The organism is Natronococcus amylolyticus DSM 10524, from assembly GCF_000337675.1.
Lineage (GTDB): Archaea > Halobacteriota > Halobacteria > Halobacteriales > Natrialbaceae > Natronococcus > Natronococcus amylolyticus.
This window is the reverse complement of the sequence record NZ_AOIB01000013.1, coordinates 90328-115705: the sequence shown is the minus strand read 5'-3', so window position 1 is coordinate 115705 and position 25378 is coordinate 90328. Positions and strand designations below refer to the sequence as shown.

At 67.1% G+C, this 25378-nt stretch carries 26 protein-coding genes and 1 pseudogene (1 of these 27 cut by a window edge); 7 read left to right on the top strand and 20 right to left on the bottom strand.

Translation table 11 applies throughout. The features are described 5' to 3' along the window. From C491_RS02670 to lrpA1, 6 genes are all read right to left on the bottom strand, one after another. On the bottom strand, window positions 1-909 hold the full coding sequence (locus C491_RS02670; RefSeq protein ID WP_005553609.1) for a DMT family transporter: 909 nt from the start codon (window positions 907-909) through the stop codon (window positions 1-3). Window positions 910-989: 80 nt separating this feature from the next. Further along, window positions 990-1628, bottom strand: a complete 639-nt coding sequence (locus C491_RS02665) for a nitrous oxide reductase accessory protein NosL (RefSeq protein WP_005553608.1) — start codon at window positions 1626-1628, stop codon at window positions 990-992. A 54-nt stretch (window positions 1629-1682) separates the two neighbouring features. Further along, window positions 1683-2162 (bottom strand): SRPBCC family protein, encoded by a 480-nt coding sequence (locus C491_RS02660; protein WP_005553607.1) that lies wholly within the window; start codon window positions 2160-2162, stop codon window positions 1683-1685. 107 nt (window positions 2163-2269) lie between these two features. Then, window positions 2270-3130 carry an SAM-dependent methyltransferase gene (locus tag C491_RS02655; protein ID WP_049891448.1) on the bottom strand — a complete coding sequence of 287 codons (861 nt, stop codon included), beginning with the start codon at window positions 3128-3130 and terminating at the stop codon, window positions 2270-2272. Window positions 3131-3260: 130 nt separating this feature from the next. Then, the gene (locus tag C491_RS02650; RefSeq protein ID WP_005553603.1) at window positions 3261-3929 is read right to left on the bottom strand and encodes an HAD family hydrolase; all 669 of its coding nucleotides are present in this window, start codon (window positions 3927-3929) and stop codon (window positions 3261-3263) included. A gap of 110 nt (window positions 3930-4039) precedes the next feature. Further along, window positions 4040-4468 (bottom strand): HTH-type transcriptional regulator LrpA1, encoded by a 429-nt coding sequence (gene lrpA1, locus C491_RS02645; RefSeq protein ID WP_005553601.1) that lies wholly within the window; start codon window positions 4466-4468, stop codon window positions 4040-4042. Between the two features lie 138 nt (window positions 4469-4606). On the opposite strand from lrpA1, the gene C491_RS02640 reads away from it, so the two are divergent. After that, window positions 4607-4939, top strand: a complete 333-nt coding sequence (locus C491_RS02640) for a hypothetical protein (protein WP_005553599.1) — start codon at window positions 4607-4609, stop codon at window positions 4937-4939. A 23-nt stretch (window positions 4940-4962) separates the two neighbouring features. On the opposite strand, the gene C491_RS02635 is transcribed toward C491_RS02640, so the two are convergent. The 3 genes from C491_RS02635 to C491_RS02625 all read right to left on the bottom strand — a co-directional run bounded on the left by C491_RS02635 (window position 4963) and on the right by C491_RS02625 (window position 8166). After that, a complete protein-coding gene (locus C491_RS02635; RefSeq protein ID WP_005553597.1) occupies window positions 4963-5217 on the bottom strand; it encodes a hypothetical protein in 255 nt (84 codons plus the stop codon). A gap of 105 nt (window positions 5218-5322) precedes the next feature. Next, entirely contained in the window at window positions 5323-6258 is a 936-nt protein-coding gene (locus C491_RS02630) for a thiamine pyrophosphate-dependent enzyme (RefSeq protein WP_005553596.1), read from the bottom strand. A 3-nt stretch (window positions 6259-6261) separates the two neighbouring features. Further along, on the bottom strand, window positions 6262-8166 hold the full coding sequence (locus C491_RS02625; protein ID WP_005553595.1) for a 2-oxoacid:acceptor oxidoreductase subunit alpha: 1905 nt from the start codon (window positions 8164-8166) through the stop codon (window positions 6262-6264). 258 nt (window positions 8167-8424) lie between these two features. On the opposite strand from C491_RS02625, the gene C491_RS02620 reads away from it, so the two are divergent. Then, window positions 8425-10239: a 2-oxo acid dehydrogenase subunit E2 gene (locus C491_RS02620; RefSeq protein ID WP_049891395.1), complete on the top strand. Its 1815-nt coding sequence runs from the start codon at window positions 8425-8427 to the stop codon at window positions 10237-10239. A 9-nt stretch (window positions 10240-10248) separates the two neighbouring features. Here C491_RS02620 and C491_RS02615 read toward each other — a convergent pair whose 3' ends face one another. The 5 genes from C491_RS02615 to aroC form a co-directional block, all read right to left on the bottom strand. Further along, on the bottom strand, window positions 10249-10758 hold the full coding sequence (locus tag C491_RS02615) for a VOC family protein (RefSeq protein ID WP_005553593.1): 510 nt from the start codon (window positions 10756-10758) through the stop codon (window positions 10249-10251). A gap of 64 nt (window positions 10759-10822) precedes the next feature. Continuing rightward, window positions 10823-11854 (bottom strand): NAD(+)/NADH kinase, encoded by a 1032-nt coding sequence (locus C491_RS02610; protein ID WP_005553592.1) that lies wholly within the window; start codon window positions 11852-11854, stop codon window positions 10823-10825. After that, window positions 11854-12864: an alpha-ketoacid dehydrogenase subunit beta gene (locus C491_RS02605; protein WP_005553590.1), complete on the bottom strand. Its 1011-nt coding sequence runs from the start codon at window positions 12862-12864 to the stop codon at window positions 11854-11856. Before C491_RS02605 ends, C491_RS02610 begins: the two co-directional genes overlap by 1 nt. Then, a complete protein-coding gene (locus C491_RS02600) occupies window positions 12861-13949 on the bottom strand; it encodes a thiamine pyrophosphate-dependent dehydrogenase E1 component subunit alpha (protein WP_049891393.1) in 1089 nt (362 codons plus the stop codon). The genes C491_RS02605 and C491_RS02600 overlap by 4 nt, the downstream gene beginning before the upstream one ends. Window positions 13950-14146: 197 nt before the next feature. Beyond that, a complete protein-coding gene (gene aroC / locus C491_RS02595) occupies window positions 14147-15298 on the bottom strand; it encodes a chorismate synthase (RefSeq protein WP_005553587.1) in 1152 nt (383 codons plus the stop codon). Between the two features lie 214 nt (window positions 15299-15512). Between aroC and C491_RS02590 the strand changes: the two genes are divergently transcribed. From C491_RS02590 to C491_RS02580, 3 genes are all read left to right on the top strand, one after another. Next, entirely contained in the window at window positions 15513-16244 is a 732-nt protein-coding gene (locus C491_RS02590) for a hypothetical protein (RefSeq protein ID WP_005553585.1), read from the top strand. Next, window positions 16241-16384 carry a hypothetical protein gene (locus tag C491_RS22855; protein ID WP_160167135.1) on the top strand — a complete coding sequence of 48 codons (144 nt, stop codon included), beginning with the start codon at window positions 16241-16243 and terminating at the stop codon, window positions 16382-16384. The genes C491_RS02590 and C491_RS22855 overlap by 4 nt, the downstream gene beginning before the upstream one ends. Before the next feature lie 93 nt (window positions 16385-16477). Continuing rightward, on the top strand, window positions 16478-17053 hold the full coding sequence (locus tag C491_RS02580; RefSeq protein ID WP_005553581.1) for an FxLYD domain-containing protein: 576 nt from the start codon (window positions 16478-16480) through the stop codon (window positions 17051-17053). Between the two features lie 18 nt (window positions 17054-17071). Here C491_RS02580 and C491_RS02575 read toward each other — a convergent pair whose 3' ends face one another. Together C491_RS02575 and C491_RS02570 are read right to left on the bottom strand one after the other, a co-directional pair. Continuing rightward, the gene (locus C491_RS02575) at window positions 17072-17284 is read right to left on the bottom strand and encodes a hypothetical protein (RefSeq protein WP_005553578.1); all 213 of its coding nucleotides are present in this window, start codon (window positions 17282-17284) and stop codon (window positions 17072-17074) included. 52 nt (window positions 17285-17336) lie between these two features. Continuing rightward, complete coding sequence (locus C491_RS02570) at window positions 17337-18599, bottom strand: alkaline phosphatase family protein (protein WP_005553576.1); 1263 nt, start codon at window positions 18597-18599, stop codon at window positions 17337-17339. A 107-nt stretch (window positions 18600-18706) separates the two neighbouring features. On the opposite strand from C491_RS02570, the gene C491_RS02565 reads away from it, so the two are divergent. Further along, on the top strand, window positions 18707-19438 hold the full coding sequence (locus C491_RS02565) for a GNAT family N-acetyltransferase (protein WP_005553575.1): 732 nt from the start codon (window positions 18707-18709) through the stop codon (window positions 19436-19438). 75 nt (window positions 19439-19513) lie between these two features. Here the strand turns inward: C491_RS02565 and aroA are convergent, their stop codons facing one another. The 3 genes from aroA to C491_RS02550 all read right to left on the bottom strand — a co-directional run bounded on the left by aroA (window position 19514) and on the right by C491_RS02550 (window position 23453). Further along, entirely contained in the window at window positions 19514-20803 is a 1290-nt protein-coding gene (gene aroA, locus C491_RS02560) for a 3-phosphoshikimate 1-carboxyvinyltransferase (RefSeq protein WP_005553574.1), read from the bottom strand. Window positions 20804-20914: 111 nt separating this feature from the next. Further along, window positions 20915-21559, bottom strand: a complete 645-nt coding sequence (locus tag C491_RS02555) for an SDR family oxidoreductase (protein ID WP_005553573.1) — start codon at window positions 21557-21559, stop codon at window positions 20915-20917. Between the two features lie 112 nt (window positions 21560-21671). Continuing rightward, window positions 21672-23453 carry a carbamoyltransferase family protein gene (locus C491_RS02550; RefSeq protein WP_005553572.1) on the bottom strand — a complete coding sequence of 594 codons (1782 nt, stop codon included), beginning with the start codon at window positions 23451-23453 and terminating at the stop codon, window positions 21672-21674. A 261-nt stretch (window positions 23454-23714) separates the two neighbouring features. Here C491_RS02550 and C491_RS02545 point away from each other — a divergent pair, with 261 nt between their 5' ends. Continuing rightward, on the top strand, window positions 23715-24899 hold the full coding sequence (locus C491_RS02545) for a M24 family metallopeptidase (RefSeq protein ID WP_005553570.1): 1185 nt from the start codon (window positions 23715-23717) through the stop codon (window positions 24897-24899). A gap of 163 nt (window positions 24900-25062) precedes the next feature. On the opposite strand, the pseudogene C491_RS02540 reads toward C491_RS02545, so the two are convergent. Beyond that, a pseudogene (locus C491_RS02540) lies at window positions 25063-25378 on the bottom strand (NAD(P)/FAD-dependent oxidoreductase); it runs 642 nt beyond the window's last position.

Here is a 25378-nt window from a genome sequence, read left to right as displayed (position 1 = left end):
CTACGACCCGCTCGAGGCGCGCCGGCGCTCGCGCTCGATCGTCGTCACGTAGATGCCGGCAAGGACGACGAGCCCGCCCGCGACCGTGATCGCGTCGGGCACCTCCGCGAGCAAGACGAGCGCCAGCAGGGTCGACCCGACCGGTTCGCCCAGCCAGGTGACGCTGACGACGACCGACTCGAGGTGTTTCAGCGCCCAGTTGACGATCGTGTGGCCGAAGATTCCCGGGCCGATCGCCATCCCGAGAAAGAGCACCCATTCCCGTGGGGGGTAGTCGAGGTAGGCGTGGCCCTGCGCGCCGACGAGGACGAACAGCGTGAGCGTACAGGCCGCGTAGACGACGGTCACGTAGGGAAACAGCGAGACGCGCTGGCGGATCGACCGCCCCGCGAGCACGTAGCCCGCGACGGTGACCGCTCCCAGAACCGCGAGTGCGTTGCCGTACATCGTCGCGTCCGAGATCGGCGCCTCGCCCGCGTCGCCGAGCGACATCGCGGTCGCTCCGATCAGGGCGACGACGATGCCGACGACCGTCTCGCGGTTGACGTGCTCGCCCAGCACCAGCGCCGCGCCGAGGGCGACGAAGATCGGCTGGGTCTGGACGAGCGTGACGCTGGCGGCGACGCTCGTGTGATTCAGGCTCTCGAACCAGGCCGCGAAGTGGATCGCGAGGGCGACGCCGGCGACGATCGCAAAGCCCAGATCCCGCCTCGAGAGGCGGGCGAACTCCTCGCGGTACCACAGCAGCGCGATCGGCGCGACGATCGCCGTCGTGAACAGCACCCGGTAGAGGGCCGCGACCGAACTGGGGGCCGCGCTCCAGCGCACCAGGATGGCGCTCGTGCTGGCGGCGAAGACGGCGAATCCCAGGGCAGCGAGGGGGGTGACCTCGAGGTCGGCGGCGTTCACGTCCTGTCACAATACGTGATCGGAACAAACGAGTTCCGGTAGCCGACCGAGCGAACCGGTATCAGCCCGCCGAAACGGTTCTACTCCTCGGGGAACCGTCCGTCCCGGTATATCGAGGCGACCTCGGCATCGATATCCTCGAAGCCGACGATATCGTCCTCCGTGAGGTCCTCGGCGTCCCACTCCTCGAGGTAGGCGACGGCGTCGTCCTCCTCGGCGAACGCGCGGGGGTTCAGTCCCATCACCTCGTCGTCGACGCCGTCCTCGTCGGTGACGATCACGAAGTGGGCCTCGAGCGCGTCGATCAGCTCGCCCGTCTCGTAGTCGACCGTCCAGGCGCCGACGATCTCCGAGTCGACCGGGACGTCCGCGAGGTAGGCGGTCATACAGCCCGAGGAACAGAAGATCGCTCGCTCCTCGGTCTCGTGGGCGAGCTGGCTGTGCCAGTCGGGGTAGTCCGTCGGCGTCATCGAGCAGACGACGCAGTTCTGATCCCGCTCGAACTCGAGTGGCTCGTCGCCGGACTCCTCGAGGAGGGGCGCGTTCTGGTGTTCGCCGTCGTCGTCGCCGTTCGCGCCGTCGTCGCCGTTTCCGCCCTCGTCGGCGTCGTCGTCCGCACCGCCGCCGTCGAGACAGCCTGCGACGCCGACGCAGGCGCCCGCGCCCAGCGCGCCCAGGAGCCGTCGCCGGGCGAGCGATCGACGATCGTGTGCACTCATGCGGGGAGGTAGCGACGCCGCGATGAAAACAGGCGCGGTTCGCTCACCGATCGGCTACTCGAGTCTCTCCTTCGTCAGCCGGTGGCGGGCACGAAACATCGTCTCGAAGCCAACCCTCGAGAACGGCGTCGCCGCCCTGCCCAGCGGGCCGAACGGCAGTTCGTACTCGACGCGATCTCGCAGGAGCGTCTCGTCGCCGTCGCCGTAGAAGGCGTGGGTGTGGACCCACCGCTCGAACGGGCCGTCGGTCATCTCGTCCCGGAAGTACGCCGTCCCGTCGGTTCGCTCGCGCTCGGTGATCATCGACGTCCACCGCTGGCGGGGCCCCATGTCGAACGGCCGGGTCGAGAGCGTTACCTCCGAGCCGGCCTCGAGGACGCCCGGGTCGGGCTCCCCGTCGGGGCCGACGACCGACTCGACGGCCAGTCCCATCCACGCAGGCGTCACCGCCTCGAGACCCGACACTCGCGAGTAGAACTCCCAGACGTCCTCGAGCGGGGCCTCGATCCGCGTCTGCCGTTCGTATGTCGGCATACGAACCGGTACGACAGCCGGATGGAAAAGCGCGAGGCCTACGTCGCGTGGCTCGCCCTCTCGGCTCGAGGGCGCCGACGGCGTTCGAAAGTGAGGTGCAAGCGGGGTTACTGGTCCGGCTTCTTCACCACACCCTGTACGACCGCGATCCGTTCGTCCTCGAGGTTTCGAACGACGTTTTTCATCTTCGTCGGCGTCTCCGGGCCCATGAGCAGGTTGAGGCCGAGCGGCGGGGGCGCGTCCGCCGGTCGAGCAGCCATCGCCTCGAGCTTGCTCCGGAACCACTCCAGGGAGTCGTCGGTCGCGTCGATCCACTCGAGTTCCTCGAACCCCGTTTCGGCCAGGAGCCGGGAGAGCTCCTTGGCCGTGGCGAGGTGGCTAATGGAGGAGTCGTCCGCCCACGGGACGGGAAAGTACGGATCGCCGCCGGGGCCGGCACAGACCTCGTGCAGGGCGAGCTGTCCGCCAGGCCGAAGCACGCGGTGAAGCTCGTCGGCCAGACGTCCCTTCTCCGCGACGTTCATCGAGACGTGCTGGAGCCAGACGGCATCGAACGCATTGTCGTCGAACGGCAGGTCGACGGCGTTGACGCGTCGGACGCTTACGCGACCCTCGAGGCCGAGTCGTTCGGTAAGCGTCTCGGCGACCCGGCAGTACTCCTCGACGAGATCGATCCCGGTTACGTGACAGTCGAACTCGGCGGCGAGCGTTCGCGCGGGTCCACCGATACCGCTGCCGACGTCCAGTACCCGGTCGCCGGGATCGAGGTCGGCGAGGTCGGCAAGCGCTCGCGTCGCATCGCGCCCCTGGATGTGGAATTCGTCGAGCGCGGCGGTGTCGTCCCGGGTGAGCCGGGCGGTGTCCGTTCCCGCGTCCTCGTAGGCGTCCAGAATCGTCCGCTCGAGGTCCGGTCGGCCGTAGTTGTCGGCGATCGCTCGTTTGTCCGCGTGATCGGTTCGTTCGGTCATTGGTTGTCTCGCCTCCGTCCAGTGTTCCGGACACTCGAGCAGCCCGATCCCATCGGGTGCTGGACCCATGTCACATATACGCATGCATCCGTCGTAGTCGTTCGGGTCGAACAGGCTACCGAAACGATCGCTACCGGTCTTCCGGCGCCTCGAGAACCTCGAGCAGTTCGTCGAGCCCCTCGAGTTCGTACGTCGCACCCTCGGGAACCGCCGCGTCGGCGTTGTGGGACCGTCTGAGGTAGGCAGCCTCGAGACCCACTTTTCGGGCGGCGACGACGTCGGTCTCGCGGTCGCCAACGTACAGTCCCGCCTCGACACCCAGCTCCTCGAGCGTCTCACGAAGGAGGTGCGGGTCGGGTTTGCGTCGTTCGAACCCCTCCGGCGTCGGCTCGCGTCCCCTGGCGTCCGCAAACGGCACCGGGAGGAAGTCGGCGACGTACCGGGCGGTCTCGTGGCGATTGTTGCTGACGAGCGCGAGCGACGCTCGTTCGGCGAGTGACTCCAGGGCCGCGACGTCCTCGTAGATCCCCCGCTCGCCGGAACGGATCCGCTCGGCCGCGAGCCGGGAGGCCGCGGCTTCTTTCCGGCGCCAGAACTCCCGAGGGTCAGCGTCGAGGGTCGAACAGGTCGATTCGACGGTTTCGTAGCCGTGTGAGCGGAGATCGGCACGCTGTCGGTCCGTCGGCTCGAGTCCGAGCTCCGCGGCTGCGGCGTCGGCTGCGCGGTCGTAGACCGGCTGCGGCGTCCCCGGTCCCTCGAGGACGACGCCGTCCATATCGAGCAGTATCGTCTCGGTCACGGCGGCGGCTACGGACCGGGCGCGTATGGATCCGACGGGTGCGTGGGACGAGAGAACGTAGCAGGCCGAACAACGAGAAGCGACGGAGCCGGCAGCGGGCGCAGCGGGCGTTACTTCAGTCGCTCCTGGAGGAACGAGGGGTGGGCGGCCGTGACGCCCTCGATCTCGAGCAGCTCCTCGGAGATGATCTCGCCGAGCGCGTCGCCGTCCGCGGCTCGCACCTCGGCCATCAGCATGTGGTCGCCGCTGGAGCTGTACAGCGCCTCGACCTCCTCCAAGGCCTTGATCGCCTTCGTCGCCTCGACGTAGCGCTCGCTGGCCACGTCGAGTCCGACCAGCGCGATCGTCTGGCTCGAGAGCTTCTTCGGATCGACGTCGGCCGAGTAGCCGACGATGACCCCCTCGTCCTCGAGCTGGTTGATGTACTTGCGAACCGTCGGCTTCGAGACGTCCGCCCGGTCGGCGATCTCGGCGTAGGACGCCTGTGCATCCTCCTCGAGAACCGCAAGAATGCGGTCTTCCGTCGCTTGCGTGCTCATACGGTATCGTTTTGCTCCGAGTGGAAAATAACTTTTGTATTCGAAAACGTCGACTGTCGTGAGTGAAGGTCCGTTTTCGGTCGGCACGACGGCGGGGAGATCGCCGGTTTTATTCGCTCGCTCCGCCGACAGCCGTCGATGGTCGACGCGAACGTCTTGCTGGGACTGTTCTGGATCGGCTGCGGGCTCGTTATCCTCGTGCCAGCCGTCCTGATCGCGTTCGGCGGGCGGGCGGATCTCCACGTCCACTACGACGAGGCCGTCGATCCCGACTACGTCTCGCGACGGGCCGGGACGACGGCCCTGCTGATGGGGCTGATCACCGTCGCCTACGGCACTCACCAGCTGCTGTACGGGTTCTCCTCGACGGCGTTCGGCGGCCTGCTCGTCGCCCTGCTGATCCTGAGTTCGCTCACGAAGCGGTTCGCTCAGGGGTGGGGGTACGACGCGGACGACGCCGTGACGGAGTGATAGGAGCCACGGTCGATTCGCGGTCAGAGAAGCAAGACGGCTGCCGCGAGGACGAACAGCGCCGCACAGCCGGTTGCGATCCGGGCGTTGCGGTCGGAAACGTCCTGCGTAGCGTCCGTCGGCTTTCGAATGTGATAGGCAACTAGTCCGAGTCCACAGATCAGGAACAGTCCCGTCCAGATCCCCAATCCGTCTCTTAGGGCACTGATGGCGCCGTAGACGATCACGCCGGTACCGAGAACGAGATTCGCCAGTCGAAACTGCCGGCCGGACTCCATACGCTTCAGTTACCGGTTAGACATATGATTCTGTTGTCGTTTCGAGAGTCACCGCTTACCGATCGATAATCGAAAAAACCGCGACCGAAATCCGCGATCGTTGGGTTACGTGTGGCGCTCGAGCAGGTCGTAGCTGCGCTCCCACTCGGCGTCCTCGTCGAAGTATCGCTCGGCGACCGGCTGTTCCGGCATCTCGCCGACGGCCTTCTTCTCCTCGGTGTAGGAGGGGCTCTCGTCGTCGACGTAGTATCGACCGGTGAGGACGGTGCCCTCGTTGAGAACGTCCTCGGTCTCACGCATCATCTGTGCGGCCTCTTCGCGGTCGCTGACGTCGAAGTCGTAGTCGTCGGACTCCTGGACGTCGACGTAGGGGACGTACTGTCGGGCGTCCTTGTTCCAGGTCGGACACTGGGTCAGGAAGTCGACGTGAGCGAAGCCGTCGTGCTCAATGGCCTCCTTGATGATCTCCTTTGCCTGGTTGGGGTTGACTGCGGCGGTGCGAGCGACGTAGGTCGCACCGGCGTTCAGCGACATCGACAGCGGACGAAGCGGCGACTTCGCGCTACCGGAGGGCTGGGTCTTGGACTTGTGGCCCTTCGGACTCGTGGGCGAGGTCTGGCCCTTCGTCAGCCCGAAGATCTCGTTGTTGAACACGATGTAGGTCATATCGTGGTTCTCCCGGGCCGTGTGGATGAAGTGGTTGCCACCGATGCCGTAGCCGTCGCCGTCACCGCCGGCCGCGATGACCTCGAGTTCGGGGTTTGCGAGCTTCGCCGCACGGGCCACGGGCAGCGAGCGGCCGTGGATCGTGTGGAAGCCGTACGTGTCGAGGTAGCTGTTCAGCTTGCCCGAACAGCCGATCCCGGTGACCGCCAGGACCTCCTCGGGGGTCTTGCCGACCTCCGGGAGCGCCTGTTTCAGCGACTTCAGGACGCCGAAGTCGCCACAGCCAGGACACCAGGTCGGCTGCGGTTCGACGCCGGGCGTGTACTCGTCCCGGTCGATCTCTCGTTCCTCGCCGATTGCGTTGAATGCACTCATGGATTAGTCACCTGCAGCGGGTTCGATTCGTACCTGTGCGGACGGTTCGCGGTCCTCGTCGGCGACGTTGACCTCGTAGCCTTCGACGATCTCCGCCGGTTCGAACGGGTTGCCGTTGTACTTCAGCAGGCTCGTCATCTTGTCGCCGAAGCGGCCGAGTTCCTTCTGGATCAGGCCGCGGAACTGGGCGGTGGCGTTCATTTCGACGACCATCGCCTCGTCGACGCTCTCGAGGAACTCCGTCACCTCGGCCTCGGCGAACGGCATCATGTCGGAGACGCTGATACCTTTCACCGAGTGGCCGCTGTCGTTCAGCCGTTCGACGGCCTCGACGACGGCGCCCTGGCTCGAGCCCCAGGTGATGATGCCGTACTCGGCGTCTTCGTCGCCGAAGTAGGTCTGGTTGGAGTCGTGTTCCTCGTCGAGCTCCTCGCGGATCGAGTCGAGCTTCTCGATGCGGCGGGTCATCTGGTAGACCCGGTTGTCCGGGTCCTCGCTGATGTGCCCGACGGGCGAGTGCTCGTTTCCGGTCGCGAGGTAGCGCCCGCCCTTCTGGCCGGGCAGCGAACGCTTGCTGACGTTCTTCTCGTTGTCCTCGTAGCCGAAGCGCTCGAACTTGCCGGAGTTGTCGTGTGCGGCCTCCTTGAGTTCCTCTTCGGTGAGGGTCGTACCCAGTCCCGGCTCGGGCTCACGGTCGAAGAACTCGACGTCGACGTTCTTGTTCTCGCCGGAGAGCTTCTGGTCGTAGATGATGATCGTCGGGATCTGGTACTCCCAGGCGATGTGGAAGGCCAGTCGCGTCTGCTCGTAGGCCTCCTCGATGGTGCCGGGCGCGAAGACGACTCGCGAGGAGTCGCCCTGGCTCGTGTAGAGGACGAACTCGAGGTCGCCCTGCTCTGGTTTCGTCGGCATCCCGGTCGAGGGACCGGCACGCATCGACTCGACGAGCACGAGCGGCGTCTCGGTCATCTCGGCGAGACCGAGCGGTTCGCTCATCAGCGCGAAGCCACCGCCCGAAGAGCCGGACATGGCCTTCGCGCCGGCGTGGCTCGCTCCGACTGCAAGCGCGGCCGCGGCGATCTCGTCCTCGACCTGCTCGGAGACCCCCCCGATGTCGGGGAAGTTCTGGCTGAGGATGGTGAACACGTCGGTCCACGGCGTCATCGGGTAGCCCGCGATGAAGCGACAGCCGCCGTCGATGGCGCCGTAAGCGATCGCGTTCGACCCCGACAGCAGCGCCTGCTCGGTGTCGTGTTCGCCCGTTGGGACGCGGAGGTCGTGGGTCGTCTCGAACTCCTCGTCGACCATCTCGTAGGCCTCGTGGAGGATCTCGAGGTTCGCCTCGAGGATGTCCCCGCCCATCGCGCCGGACATCAGGTCTTCGATGTGCTCGAGTTCCATGTCGAGCAGTCCAGCCGTGATACCGACGCCGGCGGTGTTACGCATGACCTCGCGGCCGTGTTCCTTGGCGAGACCGCGCAGGTCGACTGGGTAGACGTGCCAGTCGTTCTCCTCGGCGCGCTCTTCCAGGTCGAGGTCGGCGACGTCGTCCTCGCTGAGCAGCCCCTCGTCGTAGACGATGACGCCGCCCTCGCGGAGTTCGTCCAGGTTCTCCGAGAGGGGTTTAATCTCCTCGTTGCCGTAGTAGGCCTCTTCCTGTGGGTTCCGGGCGAAGGAGTCCCCCAGCGCGAGGAGGAAGTTGTAGCCGTCGCCCCGTGACTGTACCTCGTCGGCTGCGGCCCGAATCTCGACGTAGGTGTGGCCACCGCGGATCCGCGACGGATAGTGGCGGTGTGTAAATACGTCGAGCCCCGAGCGCATCAGCGCCTTTGCGAAGTTCTGGCTCGTCGAGTCGATCCCGTCTCCGGAACCGCCTGAGACTCGCCAGATGAGTTCGTCATCGCTCATTGAGATCAGTGGCCAGGTGGCCAGCCGTATCCTGATTTTTGGCTCACGGTGCCTAAAGCCTTTGCTATGGATTGTCATGCATCTATCGTGAAGAATGTATAATCATCCAATTTAAGACGAGAGTTCCCCGCAGTTAGCAGTAAGAAGACCGACCGATAGCGAACGATTCGATACCCTGCAGCCGGACGAGTGGGGCTGTTTTCTCGAGAGATCCTCGTGACCGATACGCTTTATTCGCTCGTCGTTAGAGGAGTGTCTATGGGGTATGTTATCAAGATGCCGAAGCTCGGACTAGAGATGGAACGCGGGGAACTCCTCGAGTGGGCGATCGAGGAGGGCGAGACGATCGAAGAGGGCGAACTCGTCGCTGAGGTCGAATCCGAGAAGAGCATCGGAGAGATCGAGGCCCGAGAACACGGCGTTCTCCGGGGAACGTACCTCGAGCCCGGCGAGACGGTGCCGCCGGGGACTCCGATCGCGATCATCGCCGCCGCGGACGCCGAGATCGACGATCTGAAGGCCGAGGTCGACGCGGAACTCGAGGACGCTGACGGGGGTAACGAACCCACGGACGACCCAGCCGCGGCCAGGGGCTCGAGCGCCGAAGCCGCGACCGACGACGCCGCCTCGACGGCAGAGTCGGCCGCCGACGCGGGCAAGGTTTCGCCGCGCGCACGGAAACGGGCTGAGGAGTTAGGCGTCGACCTCGAGGGGGTCGAGGGAACGGGGTATCAGGGCGCGATCACCGAGGACGACGTCGAGCGTGCGTCCGAGACTGACGAGGGCGCGACGGCGGAGGTCCAGGCCTCTCCGCGAGCCCGCAAGCGCGGCGAGGAGCTGGGCGTCAACCTCGCGACCGTCGAGGGGACGGGCTATCAGGGGTCGGTCACCGAGGAGGACGTCGAGGCAGCTGCCGAGTCGGTCGACGACGCCGGACGCAGCCTCCGCGAGGAGCGTCCCTTCGACGGGATGCGTCGAACGATCGCCTCGCGACTCGGCGAGAGCTACCGCGAAGCCGTCCACGTCACGACCCACCGCGAGGCCGACGCCGAGGCGCTGTTCGCCGCTGCCGACGCCGCGGACGACGCACTCGAGGTCGACGTCTCCGTCCAGGACGTTCTCCTGCTTGCGGTCTCGGCGGCCCTTGAGGATCACCCCGCGTTCAACGCGACCTTCGAGGACGACACCCACCGCCTCTGGACCGACCACAACCTCGGGATCGCCGTCGACGTCGAGCAGGGGCTTATCGCGCCGGTGCTCCGGAACGTCGAGGAAAAGTCACTCGAGGCGGTTGCACGCGAGCGCCGCGAGCTCGTCGGGGCCGCCCTCGAGGGCGAGTACACGATGGACGACCTGCAGGGAGGAACGTTCACAATGACGAACCTCGGCGTGCTCGGCGTCGAGTCGTTCGATCCGATCATCAATCCACCACAGGTCGCGATCCTCGGGATCGACGCCGTCGCCGAGCGACCGACGCGAGGTCCCGACGACGAGGTCGAGTGGCGCCGTCACCTCCCGTTCGATCTCTCCTTCGACCACCGGGTCGTCGACGGGGCCGACGCCGCCAGGTTCCTCGAGACGCTGATCGAGCGCGTCGAGGAACCGTGGTCGCTACTCCCCGAGGAAGTCGACGCCGAGGCCGGCGTTCGAGCCGACACGGCCGAAACGGAGATGCCCGACCGAACCGTCAGTGCCTCGAACGCCGAGGGGATGGCCGGTACGATCGAGGCAGGCTCGTTCGAGTGGGGCTACGATGAGCCCGAAGCGGCCGGCGGCACCGAGACGGGACCGACCCCGGTCGACGTCTTCCTCGGCGGGCTGGCGGCTTGCCTCTCGCTTTCGGTTCGGTTCCAGGCAGAAAAGCGCGACGCCGCGGTCGGCGAGATCGACGTCACGACCGACGCCGAACCCGAGCACGGCGCCGTCGAGCGGGTCGCCGCGACGGTTCGCCTCGAGAGCGACGCCGACGAGGAGACCCTCGAGCGGATCGTCGACCTCGGCGAGCGGGGCTGTCACGTCTCGCAGCTGCTCCGGGAGGACCTCCCCCTCGAGTTCTCCTGGGAACGGATGTGAGGCCCCTCCTCAGTCGGGGTACGTCGCGTCAGGCTCGGGGAGCGACTCGACGTTCGCCGCGGTCTCGAAGATCGTCCCGTTGAGTTCGTCCGCGGTGTCGAAGTACCAGAACTCGACGCCCTCGTAGTTCCCGCTCTGGAGCACCGGCATGCCCGCGTCCTCAAACGCCTTGACGACGGCGTGTGGGTCATCGAACGCGAAGCAGGCGACGTGGTGGAGTCCCTCGCCGTGTTCCTCGAGGTGCTCGGTGTAGATACTGGGTCCCTCGAGGGGTTCGATCAGCTCGATCATCGTATCCCCGAGCTGGGCCAGCGCGAGCACCATCGAGAACTCGCCATCCTCGCCCCGAAAGGTGCGGTCGGTCATCGCGGGCGGCTCGAAGCGGTGGATCTTCCAGGGACCGATCCCGAGCAGGCCGCCGAAGCGGTCCATCCCGTCCTCGATGTCCTCGACGACGAACGCGACCTGCGAGAGTTCCGGCAGTTCGACCTCGAGCTGTGATATGTTCTCGTCAAACATGATACGATGTCGACGGCCGGAAGAATAGCGTTTGGCGTACTCTCGAGCGAGTGAACGCTCGGGCTCAGTCCTCCGGTGCCGGCGGCACGTCGACCGCCTCGAGCGCGAACGCGCCGGCGTCAGCCCCGGTTGTGAGCGCGACATCGACATCGACCAGTCGTGGCCCGTCAGAGCGAACCCGAAACTCGACGCTTGCGTCGGTGAGCTCGAGTTCACGCTCGCCGTCGGCACCGACGACGCCGTCCGGAACCTCGAATCCGACCGGCTCGTCGGGATCGACCCGCTCGCAGGACTTGATTCCGACGGTTGCCACGACGCCGGGCGCGAGCACCGCCCGGGCGGTTCTCGGGGAGTTCTCGGGATCGGTCAACCGAACGGCGACGCCGCCCGGTTCGTCGGGTGCGACGGGCTCGAGCGCGCCGGCGACGGCGGGGAGCCCGATGTCGCCCGGGTGGGCTCTCGAGACCACGCCCCCGAGAAGGTCGTCGGGATCGAGCAGCGCCCGCGAACCGATGAACGATCGGGAAGAGACCTCGGCCGCTGCCAGCGCGGTAAGTCGTTTCTCGCCGTTCGGGGTCTCGGCTCGAGCCTCGATCCGTCCGTGTCGTTCGACGACGTCGGCAGCCGGGACGGCGCCCGTCGCGACAAGCGCCGCGGCGACGCCTGCGACGGTGCCGTCGACAGCCGAGGGAACGACGTTGTTCGTCCCCGTCGAGACCGCGATGACCGGCACCGAGCCGATCCCGCTCGCGACGTCGCGGGTCGTCCCGTCGCCCCCGAGGACAACGACGGCGCCGACGTCTCCCTCGCGAAACCGCGCGGCTGCCCGGCGCGTGTCCGCGGCCGTGTTCTCGACCGGCATCTCGAGCGTCTCGGCCTCGAGTGCCTCGGGTGCCTCCTCGAGAACGTGGTCGGCGATCCCGGACCGATCGGGCATCAGCCGGACGGATGGGGGGTCGGCAACCGCAGTTACTCCCTCGAGGACGCAGTCGGCGACCCGTCGCTTGGCGTAGTCGTCGACGACGCTGGCGCCGCCGGTGAGCCGCCGAATGTCCCGTCCGGCGGCGGGGTTGACGACCAGTCCGACGCGGGCCACTACGTCACCCGCTCGATCGCCTCGCGGACGTCGTCGCCGTCGGGCAGGACCTCCTGCTCGAGGGGCGTGCTAAACGGCATGTGCGTGTCGGGCGTGCCGACCCGCTGGATCGGCGCGTCGAGGCTGAAGAACGCCTCCTCCTGGACGCGGGCGACGATCTCGGCGTGGGTGCCGTAGGACAGCGGGCTCTCGTCGGCGACGATGAGTCGTCCCGTCTTCCGGACGCTCTCGACGATCGTCTCGGTGTCGAGGGGGTACAGCGATCGGGCGTCGATTACCTCGGCCTCGACGCCGGCCTCGGCCAGGCTCTCGGCGGTCTGGAGCGACTCGCCGACCAGCCGCTGGGTGGCGACGACGGTGACGTCGTCGCCCTCGCGCTCGATCGCGGCCTCGCCCAGCGGGATCGTAAAGTCTTCGTCGGTCGGCACCGCGCCCTCCTGCTCGTAGATCATCTTGTTCTCGAAGACGAAGACGGGGTCGTCGGAGCGGATCGCGGCCTTGGTTAGCCCCTTTGCGCTCGCGGCGGTGCCGGGGGCGACAGCCATCAGGCCAGGGAAGTGGGCTATCCACGTGTGAATCGTCCCCGAGTGCTGGCTGGCGGCACCCATACCGCCGCCCTCGGTGGTGCGAACGGTGACGGGCATTTCGGCTTTTCCGCCAAACATGTAGCGCATCTTCGCCATCTGGTTCATGATCTGCTCCATCGAGACCCCCGCGAAGTCGGAGAACATGAGCTCGACGACCGGACGGGTGCCCGTCGCCGCCGCGCCCGTCGCCGCGCCCATGAAGCCGGCCTCGCTGATCGGCGTATCCCGCACGCGCTCGCCGCCGAACTCGTCGTACAGTCCGCTCGTCACCTCGAGGACACCCCCGAAGAGCCCGACGTCCTCGCCCATGACGTAGACGTCCTCGTCGCGCTCGAGCTCCTCGCGCAGCGCTTGGCGGACGGCCTCCCGTACGGTCATCGTCTCGGTCTCGGTCTCGAGTTCGCGTTCGGCCTGGGCGGTCATCGTCGTTCACCTCCCTCGGATCGCGAACGATCCGATGTGGATCGCGAATCTTCGATTCGCTCACCTCCATCAGTCCGCGCGGCAGTCGCAAACCGCTCGATTTCGGGGGGCGTCTCGGCGAACATGTCGTCGTAGGCCTCGTGGGGCGCCGGCGGCTCGGCGTCCCGGGCGTAGTCGACGGCCGCATCGATCTCGGCTTCGATCTCGCTTTCGAGTTCATCGAACTCCCCGACGGTGAGTTCGCCGCGGTCGATCAGCCGCTCCTTGAACGAGTCGATCGGATCCCGCGCCTTCCAGCGCTCGAGTTCGTCCTCGTCGCGGTAGGGCTCCTCGTCACCTTCGTAGTGCCCCCGGTAGCGGTAGGTCTCGGCCTCGATCAGCGTCGGCCCGTCGCCCGCTCTGGCGCGCGCTCGAGCCTCGCCGACGGCCTCCGCAACTGCCGTGATGTCCATCCCGTCGACGGTCAGTCCTGGAATGTCGTAGGCCTGGGCGGTGTCGCTCAGGTTATCGACATTGTGTTGCTTCTCGACGGGCGTCCCTTCGCCGTAGTGGTTGTTCTCAATGACGAAGATCGCCGGCAGATCCCACGTCGCCGCAAGGTTCATCGCCTCGTGGACCTGGCCCTGGGCGACCGCACCGTCGCCGAGGAAGCCGACCGCGACCTGGTCGCGGTCCTGGTAATCGATCGACAGCGCCGCGCCGGTTGCCATCGGCGGTCCCGCACCGACGATGCCGTTCGCGCCGAGCATTCCGGCGTCGACGTCGGCGATGTGCATCGAGCCACCCTTGCCGTTACAGTAGCCCTCGGCCCTGCCGTACAGCTCGGCCATCATGTACTTCGGGTCCAGTCCCTTCGCGATGCAGTGACCGTGACCGCGGTGCGTGCTCGCGATGTAGTCGTCGTCCTCGAGCGATGCGCAGGTGCCGACGCCGACCGCCTCCTCGCCGATGTAGAGGTGGACGAAGCCGGGGATCTCTCCGTCCGCGAACCGGTCGCCCGCCTCGCTGTCGAACGCCCGGATCGTCAGCATTCGGCGCAACGCTTCCTGTCGTCCCTCCTCGGTCTCTATGTCAAAACCTCCCATGGCATGCAAGAGTAACACAACATCCACAATAAGTGCTAGCAGCCACCACGAACTGGTACCACAGGAGCGTTCGGCTTTCCGACACGGCCGGCCGGCCGCGGACGACGACGGTTCCGAGCGTCCAGTCTCGGGGCGTCCGATTCGCGTTGCTCGAGGGGCGAACTACCGCTGGCGAGGAAAACGGACGATCGCGCCGGCTACTCGTTGCGCGGACTGCTCGGGTGGTACTCAGTATCGTACCTGCCGGGCTGATCGTCGACCCGGTCGGGGTTCATCCGGCCAGACAGCAGCATGAAGTCGACGAGCGTCAGCGCGAGCATCGCCTCGACGACGGGGACGCCGCGGGGCGGCAAAACGGGGTCGTGGCGGCCGATGACCTGCTCCTGCTTGAGTTCGCCCGTCTCCCAGTCGGCGGTCTGCTGGCTCTTCGGAATCGACGTTGGCGCGTGAAGCGTCACCTCGCCGTAGATCGGCTCGCCGCTCGAGAGACCGCCCTGGATCCCGCCGTGGTCGTTCTCGACAGGGGTCGGGGTCCCCTCGGCATCGAACTCCCAGTCGTCGTTGCGGTCCTTGCCGGTCCACTCGGCGGCCTCGGTGCCGAGTCCGAACTCGAACGCCGTGGTCGCGGGCACCGCCATCATCGCCTGTCCGAGCCGGGCCGAAAGGGAGTCGAAGCGGGGCGCGCCGAGGCCGATCGGAACTCCCTGCGCTTCGAAGTAGATCGAGCCGCCGATCGAGTCGCCCTCGTCCTGGTACTCCTCGATCAGCTCCTGCATCTCCTGGGCGGTCTCGGGATGGGCACAGCGGACGTCGTTCTCCTCCGAGTGCTCGAGGATCTCCTCGAAGCTCACCTCGGGCGCCTCGACGTCGCCGATCTGATTCACGTGGGCCTTGAGTTCGATCCCCTCGTGGGCGAGGAGTTTCTTCGCGATGGCGCCCGCGGCGACCCAGTTGACCGTCTCGCGGGCCGAGGAGCGCCCGCCGCCGCCCCAGTTGCGCGTGCCGAACTTCGCGGAGTACGTGAAGTCGCCGTGGCTCGGTCGGGGCGCGGTGATGAAGGGTTCGTACTTCCCCGAGCGGGCGTCCTTGTTCTGGATCACCATGCCGATCGGCGTCCCCGTCGTATAGCCGTCCTGAATGCCCGACTTGATCGAGACGTCGTCGGGCTCGCCGCGGCTGGTCGTGATCATCGACTGGCCGGGCTTGCGTCGGTCGAGGTCGGCCTGGATGTCCTCCTCGGAGAGCTCAAGGCCGGCGGGACAGCCCGAGACGGTACAGCCCATCGCCTCCCCGTGGCTCTCGCCGAACGTGGTCACCTGGAAGAGGCGACCGAAACGGTTGCCGTTCATTGCCAGCCCCTCGGTGGCGCGCGTACTTATGGGTGCATGATTGGCAAATCAGGGCCGGTGGCCGAAGGCCCCGTACCGAGCGAAGTCGGTTCGCTGGCGCGCGAGTGTAGCAAGTATCGCCATCGTCTGACAAGGGAAACGACACTGTCAACGCCGACGGACTGGGCGGCAAACGTGCCAGAGAATATATGTAAACAGAGGGTGGACTTGGAGTATGAGTCGGCTACCTTCGGGACCCGTCGGAGAGGGAGGACTCTCGAGGGGAACCGACGAGTGCGCCGCGATCGAGGCTCGGCTGAACGAACGGACGACGGACACGGATCGGGAGACCGAACACGTCTACTGGCACGTGCTCCTGGCCCTCAGACGGTGGATCGACGGGAGCGAGGAGAAGTCGGAGCGGGTCGCCGAACGATCCCTTCGGCGCTCGATCAGACGCGACCTCCGTGCTGCGGGACACCCGAACGCGGCCGACTCGGTCTTGCGGCCGAAACGGACTGGGTACTGCGATATCGTCGTCTACGGACGAATCGGCGTGAAGATCGTTCACAACCTGACCAGACGGTCCAGGGAGTGGATGCACAAACAGCTTCGGTCGCTGCTTCAGGAGTACGACTTCCTGCTCCTGTACGGCCACCAGATCTCGGCCGAGACCATCGACGTCTGGCGGCAACTGAAGCGATCGCTCGTCCGGAGTTCCGACGACGGGCGATTTCACGCGCTCCGAACGCTCCGACGACGCCAGCGTCGCTCACCACGGTCCGTCGAGACGGGAGGGATGGGACGCGAGCTGTTCGCGGTCTGGCTCCTCGCGGCGGTCGGGATCACCGCGGTCGCGGGGCTGATCGTGGTCGAGGACGTGTTGGTGCAGTCGGTTCTCTCGCTGATCGCTCTCGCTTCGGTCGTCGTGTCGGTGTGTTGCCTGTTGCTCGTCGCGCTCCGGTGAGCGATCAACCGGCGACTGTCGGCGAGAGCTGGTCGATCGCTGCGAGCGATCCGAAGGGGACGCCTACTGCGAGCGAAAACCGCCGGGTCGGCTCGAGCGAGGTGACGAAGACCGATTCGCTCGAGACGGTGCGACGATAGGCACAGCGTACGCAGACGAACGGCCTCGCGACCGGTCTTCGATCCACGGATAGGCGGCCTATACTCAACTCGACGAACGGAATACGCTCTCGCATGCACAGACGAACGGTGCTACTTGGATCAGGCGTTACAGTCTCGGCGCTCCTCGCCGGATGCGCGTCCGAGGGCGGAGACGAGGCCGACGGCGTCGAAGACGAGACGGACGACGCCGAAGTCGGGACCGACGACGAAAACGGCGACGACGACGACGAGACGAACGGCGAAAACGGCGGGAACGGGGACGACGAAGACGAAGACACTGACGACGAGGGCGAGGACGATACGGAGGAGACCGACGACGAGGGTGATGACGATCTCGAGGAACGGATCGAGGAGGGGCCGCCGATCGAGGGCCTCGTGATCGAAGAGCACGAGCTCGTCGAAGACGACCTCTCGGGCTCGGTCGAAGGGCTCGTCGTCAACGAGTCGGGCGAGGACGTTCGATCCGTTCGAGTGGGTATCGTCTTCCACGACGCCGACGGCGAGCGGATCGACGAGGCCACGACGAGCACCTCCGAACTGGCCGACGAGGAGGAGTGGTCGTTCAGCGTGATGACGCTCGAGGAGGGGATCGCGAGCTACGCGATCGGGGTCATCGAGGCCGAACCGGTCGAGCGGTCGCCGCTGTAACCTTCTATTCGGTTTCTCTCACTCGACGAGGTAGTAGCGATCGTACGCGGCGAGCAGTCCGACGAAGACGGCGACGAACGACGCGACCGCGACCGCGTAGGCGGCGACCCCCTCGAGGCCCGTGAGGCCGACGATCGCCATCGTCGCGATTCCGGTGAGGAGGAACGCACCGACGAGATAGAGGAAGTTCCCCAGGGCCGGCGGGACATCGGTCGTGCCGGGAAGGCTCATGCTCGGGGTACGGGACAGTGAACGTATATGTCTTCTCCCGGGACCAGTCCGTTCACAGTGCGTCCAGACGGGCCGCGGCCAGCGGGACCAGCATCTCTCCATCGGTGAGCCCGCCGTGCATCCCGATCGAATCCATCTCCGACCACCACAATCCGCGGTTCCGATGGACGGCAAGCAGATCGCCGCAGCGCCGGTCGAACAGCGCGGACGGCTCGCCGGGACCGAACAGCCCGCGCTCGAGCGCCTCCTCGCGAGTGAACGTCTGACCGTCGAGGTTCGAGTCGACGATCCGGCGAGCCTCCTGGAGGCGATCCGGTCGCACGTGGAAGTGGACGTTGCGCGGGCTTCCGGTCGGCAGTCGCGGCTCGCCTCCCTCGTCGCGGCGGAACGTCTCCCGCAGCGCCGGCCACGACTCCCAGTCGCTCATCACGACGTTCTCGTCGGGCGCGGTGTCGACGATCCCGTGGTCGGCCGTCACCACCAACAGCGTTCGCTCAGCGAGGTCGGAGTCGAGTCGCTCGACCAGCTCGTAGTGCAGCCGCTCGAGGATCGCCTCGAGGTGCTGGCGGTAGCGTTCGGTGCCCGTCCCCTCGGCGTGGGAGACGGTGTCGATCGTCGGCTCGTAGGCGTAGACGGACGCCGGCGTCGCGGACTCCTCGAGGGCTCGCCGGATCGACAGCGCGAGGTCGGTCGCGGAGTCGTAGCCGACCCGGGTGGCGCCCGCGGTCGTCGCTCGGGTGTAGCCCGAGTCGACGAACTCGGCCGGCTGGAGCGTGTACGTGTCGATCCCTGCCCGTTCGGCCCGCTCGTAGATCGACGATCCGGTGAACAGCTCCGACGCGGCCGAGGACGGCGAGACGTCCGCCAGCGGGTCGCCCTCGAGCGTTCGGAACGGCAGGGTCTCGACGATCTCGCCGGCGGACTCGAGGTACTGGAACCAGCCGAGCAGCCCGTGCTCGACGGGCGAGGAACCGGTGTTGATCGTCGTCAGCGCGGCGGCCGTCTCGGAGGGGTAGACCGACGTCAGCGGCGCCACGGTGCCGGCAGTCGAGAAGCGCTCGAGCAACGGGTGGACCCCGCAGTGGCGCTTCCAGTGCTCGTATCCGAACCCGTCCAGCAGGAAGAGAACGACATTGTCGACGTCCGTGTCGACGCCCTCGAGCGCGTCGTCGGGCAGCCGTCGCTCGAACCCGTCGGCGAGCAGCGACAGCGCCGTCTCCGGCACGTTCGCGACGCAGTAGCCGTCGTAGTCGGGAAACAGGTACTCACCCTCGCTCAGGCGCTGCCGGAGCCGCGACTCGAGGGACGTTCGCATGCCCCTTCCGATGACTTGGGTCGGGATAGTACCACCGGCGCGGGCGGTCCGGAAAGTATGGTACCGAATGCCAAGGACTATGCTCGTGCCACCCGATGACCTCCCCTATGCGCGCACCCGAGCGGCCGACGTTCGAGAGTGAGGCGAGCAGGTCGATCTACCAGTACGTCGAACGCCACGGGACGGCGGCTCGACACCGGATCCGGGAGATGACGTCGCTGTCGCCCGAACGGTTCCGAACGGAGCTCGAGGGACTAGAGACGAAGGGCTACCTCGAGGAGGACGGCGGCACGGTCCGGCTCGCGCTCGACGTCGGCTCGGTCGAGGAGTACGCAACCGACGACGGGACCTACCTCATCCGCCCTGGGCAGAACCGGGACTTCGACGGGCTCGTCGGCGCGATCCGCGACGTGACCTCGAGGGAGTCCTACGTCGTCGCCGAGAGCGTCGCCGAGCAACTGCTGTACGAGGACGCCGTCACCCGCCACAACACCGTCGAGTCGCGGGTGTTCTTCGTCGCCACGATCGACGACGAGATCGCGGGCTGGGTCCACCTCGACCTCCCGCAGGTCGAGAAGCTCCGCGAGACGGCCCAGCTCACCGTCGGCGTCCGACCTGACCACCGCCGACGCGGCGTCGGCGACGCCCTGCTCACCCGCGGGGTCGACTGGGCCGAGGCCAACGGCTACCGGAAGGTGTACAACAGCGTTCCGGCGACCAACGACGAGGCCCTGGCGTTCCTCGAGGATCACGGCTGGAACACCGAGGGCATCCGTCGAAACCACTACACGATCGACGACGAGTTCGTCGACGAGGTGTTGATGGCCTACACGTTCTGAGGACCGTTCGGCTCGCCCAGGTTTCGAGCTCGAGCGTAGCTCCCGTCAGTCCTCGCGCTCGAGTTCGGACGCCGCTCAGTTCTCACGATCGAGGGTCGCGCCCAACTCCTCGAGCGTCTCGAAGAAGTTCGGGAACGAGACGTCGACATGCTCGGCGCCCGCGATCGTCGTCTCGCCGTCGGCGACCAGTCCGGCGAGGGCGAGAGCCATCACGATGCGGTGATCGCCCCGCCCGTCGACCGCGGCGCCCTCGAGGGTCGACTCGCTGCCGTGGACCGTCAGCGATTCTTGCTCCTCGGTCGTCTCGACGCCCATCTTTCCTAGTTCTTCGGCCATCGCGCTCACCCGATCGGTTTCCTTGTACCGGACGTGCTCGGCGTTCGTGATCCGAGTGTCGCCGTCGGCGACCGCGCCCAGGGTCGCGATCGTCGGCAACAGATCGGGCGTGTCCTCGACGGAGACCTCGACCCCCTCGAGGTCGGTCGCCGAGACGTCGATGGTTCCCTCGTCTCGATTCCAGTCGACGTCAGCGCCCATCTCCTCGACGATCTCGACGATCGCCGTGTCGCCCTGGGCGCTGGGCTTGGCGCCCTCGACGTGGACGCCGTCGTCGCCGGCGATCGCACCCGCCGCGAGCAGGTACGAGATCGAGGAGAAGTCGCCGGGAACGCGGTACTCGCCGTCCGCGGGATCGTAGCGCTGGCCGCCGTCGACGGCGAACCCGGTCTTGGTCTTCTCGGCCTCGACGCCGAAGTCGTCGAGCACCTCGAGCGTGATATCGACGTACGGCGCCGACTTGAGCTCCGTCTCGAGGTCGATCTCGAGTCCCCCCTCGGTTACCGCGCCGGCCATCAGCAGCGCGGTGATGTACTGCGAGGAGACGTCGCCGGGGATCGAGACCTCGGTACCTGAGATCGGTCCCGTGATTACCAGCGGCGCCTGGCCGTTGCCGCGGGTGCTGAAGGCCTCGCCATCGAGGTCGGCGATCGCCTCGAGCAGCGGTCCCTGTGGCCGACTCCGGAGCGACCCGTCGCCCGTGAGGACGCTCGTCCCGTCGGCCAGCGCCGCCGCCGCCGTCACGAGGCGCATCGTCGTCCCGCTGTTCTCACAGTCGATGACGTCGTCGGGGACGCCCGGCTGGCCGTCGAAGCCCTCGACCTCGAGGCTGTCGTCGTCGCGGTCGACGTTCCCACCGAACAGGGAGACGGCGCGCGCTGTAGCCTTCGTGTCGGCGCTCCAGAGGGCGTCCCGGACCGTCGTCTGCGAGGCGTAGCCGGCCGCGAGGATCGCGCGGTGGGTGTAGCTCTTCGAGGGTGGCGCTCGAGCCCGTCCCGCGACGCGGGAGGGAGTGATAGTGACGTCCATACCGACTCCTGGGAAGGGGCGCCCTATCACGGTACCGATGCTGGTAGTATTGCAGAACGGGTTCGCCGTCGACGCGAGTCGACCGCCGAGCCGAAACCTCCGTGCGTGCGATCAGCGCTCGGGGCGAACCGCGTCCTCGATAGCGGTGTCGCCGCCGAAGAGCCTGATCGTCTCGCCTATCGTCTCGTCGGTCTCGAGCGCGGTGACGACCGCCTGGCCGACGTCGGCGCGGGGGATGTCGCCGCCGCCCTCGCCGTCGTACTCGAAACTCGCCGAGACGCGGCCCGTTCCCTCGTCATCGGTCAGTGCCGTCGGTCGGAGGATCGTCGCGTCGAGCGCGGACGCCTCGAGGAAGTCGTCGGCACAGCGCTTGGCGACCCAGTAGGGACGCATCGCCTCGGGGTCGCCAAGCGGCTCGCTGGCCCGGTAGGCGCTGATCATCACGAACCGGTCGATCCCGCGCTCGAGGCAGGCGTCGATGACCCGCCGCGCGCCCCAGAGGTCGATCAGCAACGTCTTTCCCCAGTCGGTGTCACCGCCCGAACCCGCCGTGAAGACGACGGCGTCGGCGTCCTCGAGGGCCGATTCGAACTCGCCCTCGAGGTCGCCCAGGCGTGGCTCGCCGCCGCGCTCGCGGATCTCGTCGAACTGGGACTCGTCTCGCACGACGCCGATCGGGTCGTGACCGGCGTCCGCGAGGCGGGGCAGTAGCTCGCGGCCGATTCCGCCGTTCGCGCCGATAACTGCGACGTGCATCGTGTGCCGTCACAACACGACGGCGCCAAAAGATGCTGCGGTCGGCGAACCCCGGGCGAGCGACTTCGAGGGGCGAGAGACTGTCGCCGAGAGGGGCGGCGGGCGCGGTGCGTTACTCGTCCGTCGGCCCGGCCACGGCGTCGCCCTCGAGCGCGCCCTCGCCGGTCTTCCCTGCGGCCTTCTCGACGACGCAGTCCTCGAGCACGAGCACGTCCAGACCCATCCCGTAGAAGTCCTTGAGCGCCTCCGTGGGCGTGTTGACGATCGGCTCGGCGTGGTCGTTGAACGAGGTGTTCAGGACGACCGGAACGCCCGTGATCGACTCGAACTCGCTGATCAGCCGGTGGTAGCGGGGGTGCTGGTCCTCGCGGACGGTCTGGGGTCGCGTCGAGTCGTCGGCGGGGTGGAGCACCGCCTCGAGCTCGTCGACCTTCTCCGGGCGGACGTCGAAGGTGTCGATCATGAACGGGGCGGGCTGGCCGTCGATCAGGTACTCGGGAGCGGCGGACTCGAGCATCGAGGGGGCGAACGGTCGCCACTCCTCGCGGTGTTTGACGTACTTGTTGACCCGATCCCGCGATTCGGCAGTACGGGGGTCGGCGAGGATGCTCCGGGCGCCAAGCGCCCGGGGACCCATCTCCATCCGCCCCTGGAACCAGCCCACGAGGGCGCCGTCGGCCAGCCGTTCGGCGACGTAGGCCTCGAGGTCGTCGGGTTTGCCGTACTGGATCTTGTTCGTTTCGAGCAGCGACTCGATCTCGTCGGTCCCGTACTCGGGGCCGAGATAGGCCGTCGTCTGGGGCTCGACGTCGGCGGGTCGCCGCTCGAGCCAGCCGGCGCCGAGGGCGAGCCCCGCGTCGTGGGCGACGGGCTGGATGAACGTGTCGTCGACCGCCTCGAGCTCTCGCACGCTCTTGTTGAGCTTGCAGTTCAGCGCGACGCCGCCCGCGAGCGCGACGTCGTTCGACCGGGAGGCGCCGAGGTAGGCGTCGACGATCTCACAGACCGTCTCCTCGAGCAGCTCCTGGGCGGTGCGGGCGAGGTCCTTCTCCCACTGGTCGAACTGGCCGGGCTCGTCGTTTCGCGACCGGCCGAACGCCTCCTCGAGCTGGCGGACGCCGTAGCCGGTCCCCCAGCGCTTCGTCAGCGCCGTGACGTCGTAGTCGACGCCGGTGTCGATCAGGCTTCGCAGGGTGCGTTCGATTTCGGGTCGTCGCTCGCCGTAGGGAGCGAGCCCCATGACCTTCCCCTCGCCGTTGAACATCCGGTAGCCGAGGAACTCGGTGACGATGGCGAAAAAGAGCCCGAGGCTGTTGGGGTGTTCGTAGGTCCGGACCCGTGCGAGCCCGTCGGGGGTGCCCCGCCAGATTACCGTCGAGTCGTACTCGCCTTTCGCGTCGATCGTCAGGATCAACGCGTCGTCGAACCCGGAGGGGTGGAACGCGCTTGCGGCGTGACAGCGGTGGTGGGAGAGACACTCGACGGGCGGAATCGGCGTCCCGATCGACTCGAGCTTGCTCTCGACCTGTTGAGTCGGGAAGAACCGACTCCGGATCTCGTCGATGATGGTCTCCTCGAGCGCCGACACCTTTCGGGCGAAACCCTCTGCCGTGATCGCGTCGGTGACGTAGTGGCGTCGAATGCGTGCGCGGAGTTTCGGGTCGTAGGGGAGGAGGATCCGCTCGAGATCCGCGAGCTCGAGGTCCCGGAAGTCGAGACAGGCACGGATCGCCCGCTCGGGGAACGTGTCGACGGCGTGTTTGTCCCGCGTCAGTCGCTCCTCTTCGATACCGAAGATCGGCGTCCCGTCCTCGAAGAGAACGGCGCTTGGATCGTGCTGGCCGTACAGTCCGATCGCGGGCTTACAGGCGACGATGTACGATGGCGAACTCATTCGCGGGGACTCGTTCCACCACTCCGTGAGGGGGGTTCAAAGTCTTCCCGAAACTCATCTCGTTCGATATATGTCCATTTGTTTATAATTACGACGGCCTCGAGGACCCGTCATCGAACGCCGGCGGCGACTCGAGTCCGATGCTGGGTCCGGCGACGGATTCACCCACCGATCCAGGCGGCGGCAACGCCGGACCGACGGCGGGGCGACGCCGGTCCGCAACCCCCGCAATTATGTAGGACGGTTCCGGAAGCACGTGACATGGAACCCGATCTCGATCCGCTGCTCGCCGTCCTCGAGGACGGTTCGCTCGACGGCTACCTCATCGACGATGACGACTCCGACTCCGACCAGCGCTACGTCTCCGGCTTCACGGCGCCCGACGCCTACCAGACGCTCGTCACCGCCGACGGCGGCGTTCACCTGCTGGTCTCGGGGCTCGAGTACGGCCGCGCGACGAAGGAGGCCGACGCCGACTCCGTGAGCCGACGATCGGCGTACGACTATCAGGCGCTGGTCGCCGAGCACGGCTCCTACGAGGGGACGGTGCGAACGATCGCCGCGTTCCTCGCCGATCACGGGATCGACTCGGTCGCCGTCCCGCGGAACTTCCCGACGGGAACCGCCGACGGGCTCCGCGAGCGGGGACTCGAGGTGGCTGTCGAGCGCGAGGGCGTCGTCGAGGGGATCCGCGCGACAAAGACGCCCTGGGAAGCCAACCAGATCAGCGCCACCCAGTCGGCCAACGAGGCCGCGATGGCCGTCGCCGAACGGCTCATCGCGACGACCGAGATCGAGGACGGCGCGCTCGTCCGCGACGGCGAGGAGCTGACCAGCGAACGGGTCAAACGGGAGATCGAGATCGCGCTGTTGCGCCACGGCTGCGCGCTCGACGAGACGATCGTTGCCTGCGGCCCCGATGGCGCCGACCCACACAACCGCGGCAGCGGGACGCTCGAGGCCGGCGAACTGATCGTGATCGACATCTTTCCGCGGGACAAGGGCACCGGCTACTTCGGGGACATGACCCGTACCTTCGTCCGCGGCGAGCCAAGCGAGGAGGCCCGACAGCGGTACGACGTCACCCGTGAGGCGTTCGACGCTGCTCTCGAGGCGATCGAACCCGGCGTCACCGGCGCGGCCGTCCACGACGCGACCTGCGACGTCATCGAGGACGCCGGCTACGAGACGCTCCGGAGCGATCCCAGCGCCGGGACCGGGTTCATCCACAGCACCGGCCACGGCGTCGGCCTCGACATCCACGAGCAGCCCAGCCTCTCGCCGACCGGGGGCGAACTCGAGCCGGGCCACGTCGTCACGGTCGAACCCGGCATCTACGACCCCCAGGTAGGCGGGGTCCGCATCGAGGACTTGGTGGTCGTCACCGAGGACGGCTACGAGAACCTGACCGAGTACCCGATCCGGCTCGAGCCGCGAGCGAACTGAGTGGCTCGGGGCCTCTAGATCTATTTTTCAGACTTCGTCACAAAGCATTTATACTGGAGGGCTGAACGAAGAGATAGCCGGGACCGATCCCCCCAACCGCGTCCGAATCGCTGGTACGCCGTCCCGGCTGATCCACCCCTCTTCCCCCCTTTTGTCCGATCGTTCAGTCCCGACGTCGCCCGGCGATCCGCTCGCCGACCTCGAGGCCGCTTCGCAGCGCCGCGTGGATCCGTCCCTCGCCCGCGGTCCAGTCGCCGACGCAGTACAACCCCTCTGACTCCGCTCGCTCCAATGAGCCACTCGAGGCGCCGTTTTCGGGGATCGCGTAACGCCAGCCCTGGTGGTCGGTCCACTTCGGCTCGGTGAGGCGGTCGTCCTCGAGCAGGCCGGCGGTCAGCGCGGCGAGTTCGGCGAGGTTGCGTTCCGGGTCACGATCGTAGTGGTCGACCTGTCTCTTATACACATCTCTGATGGCGCGA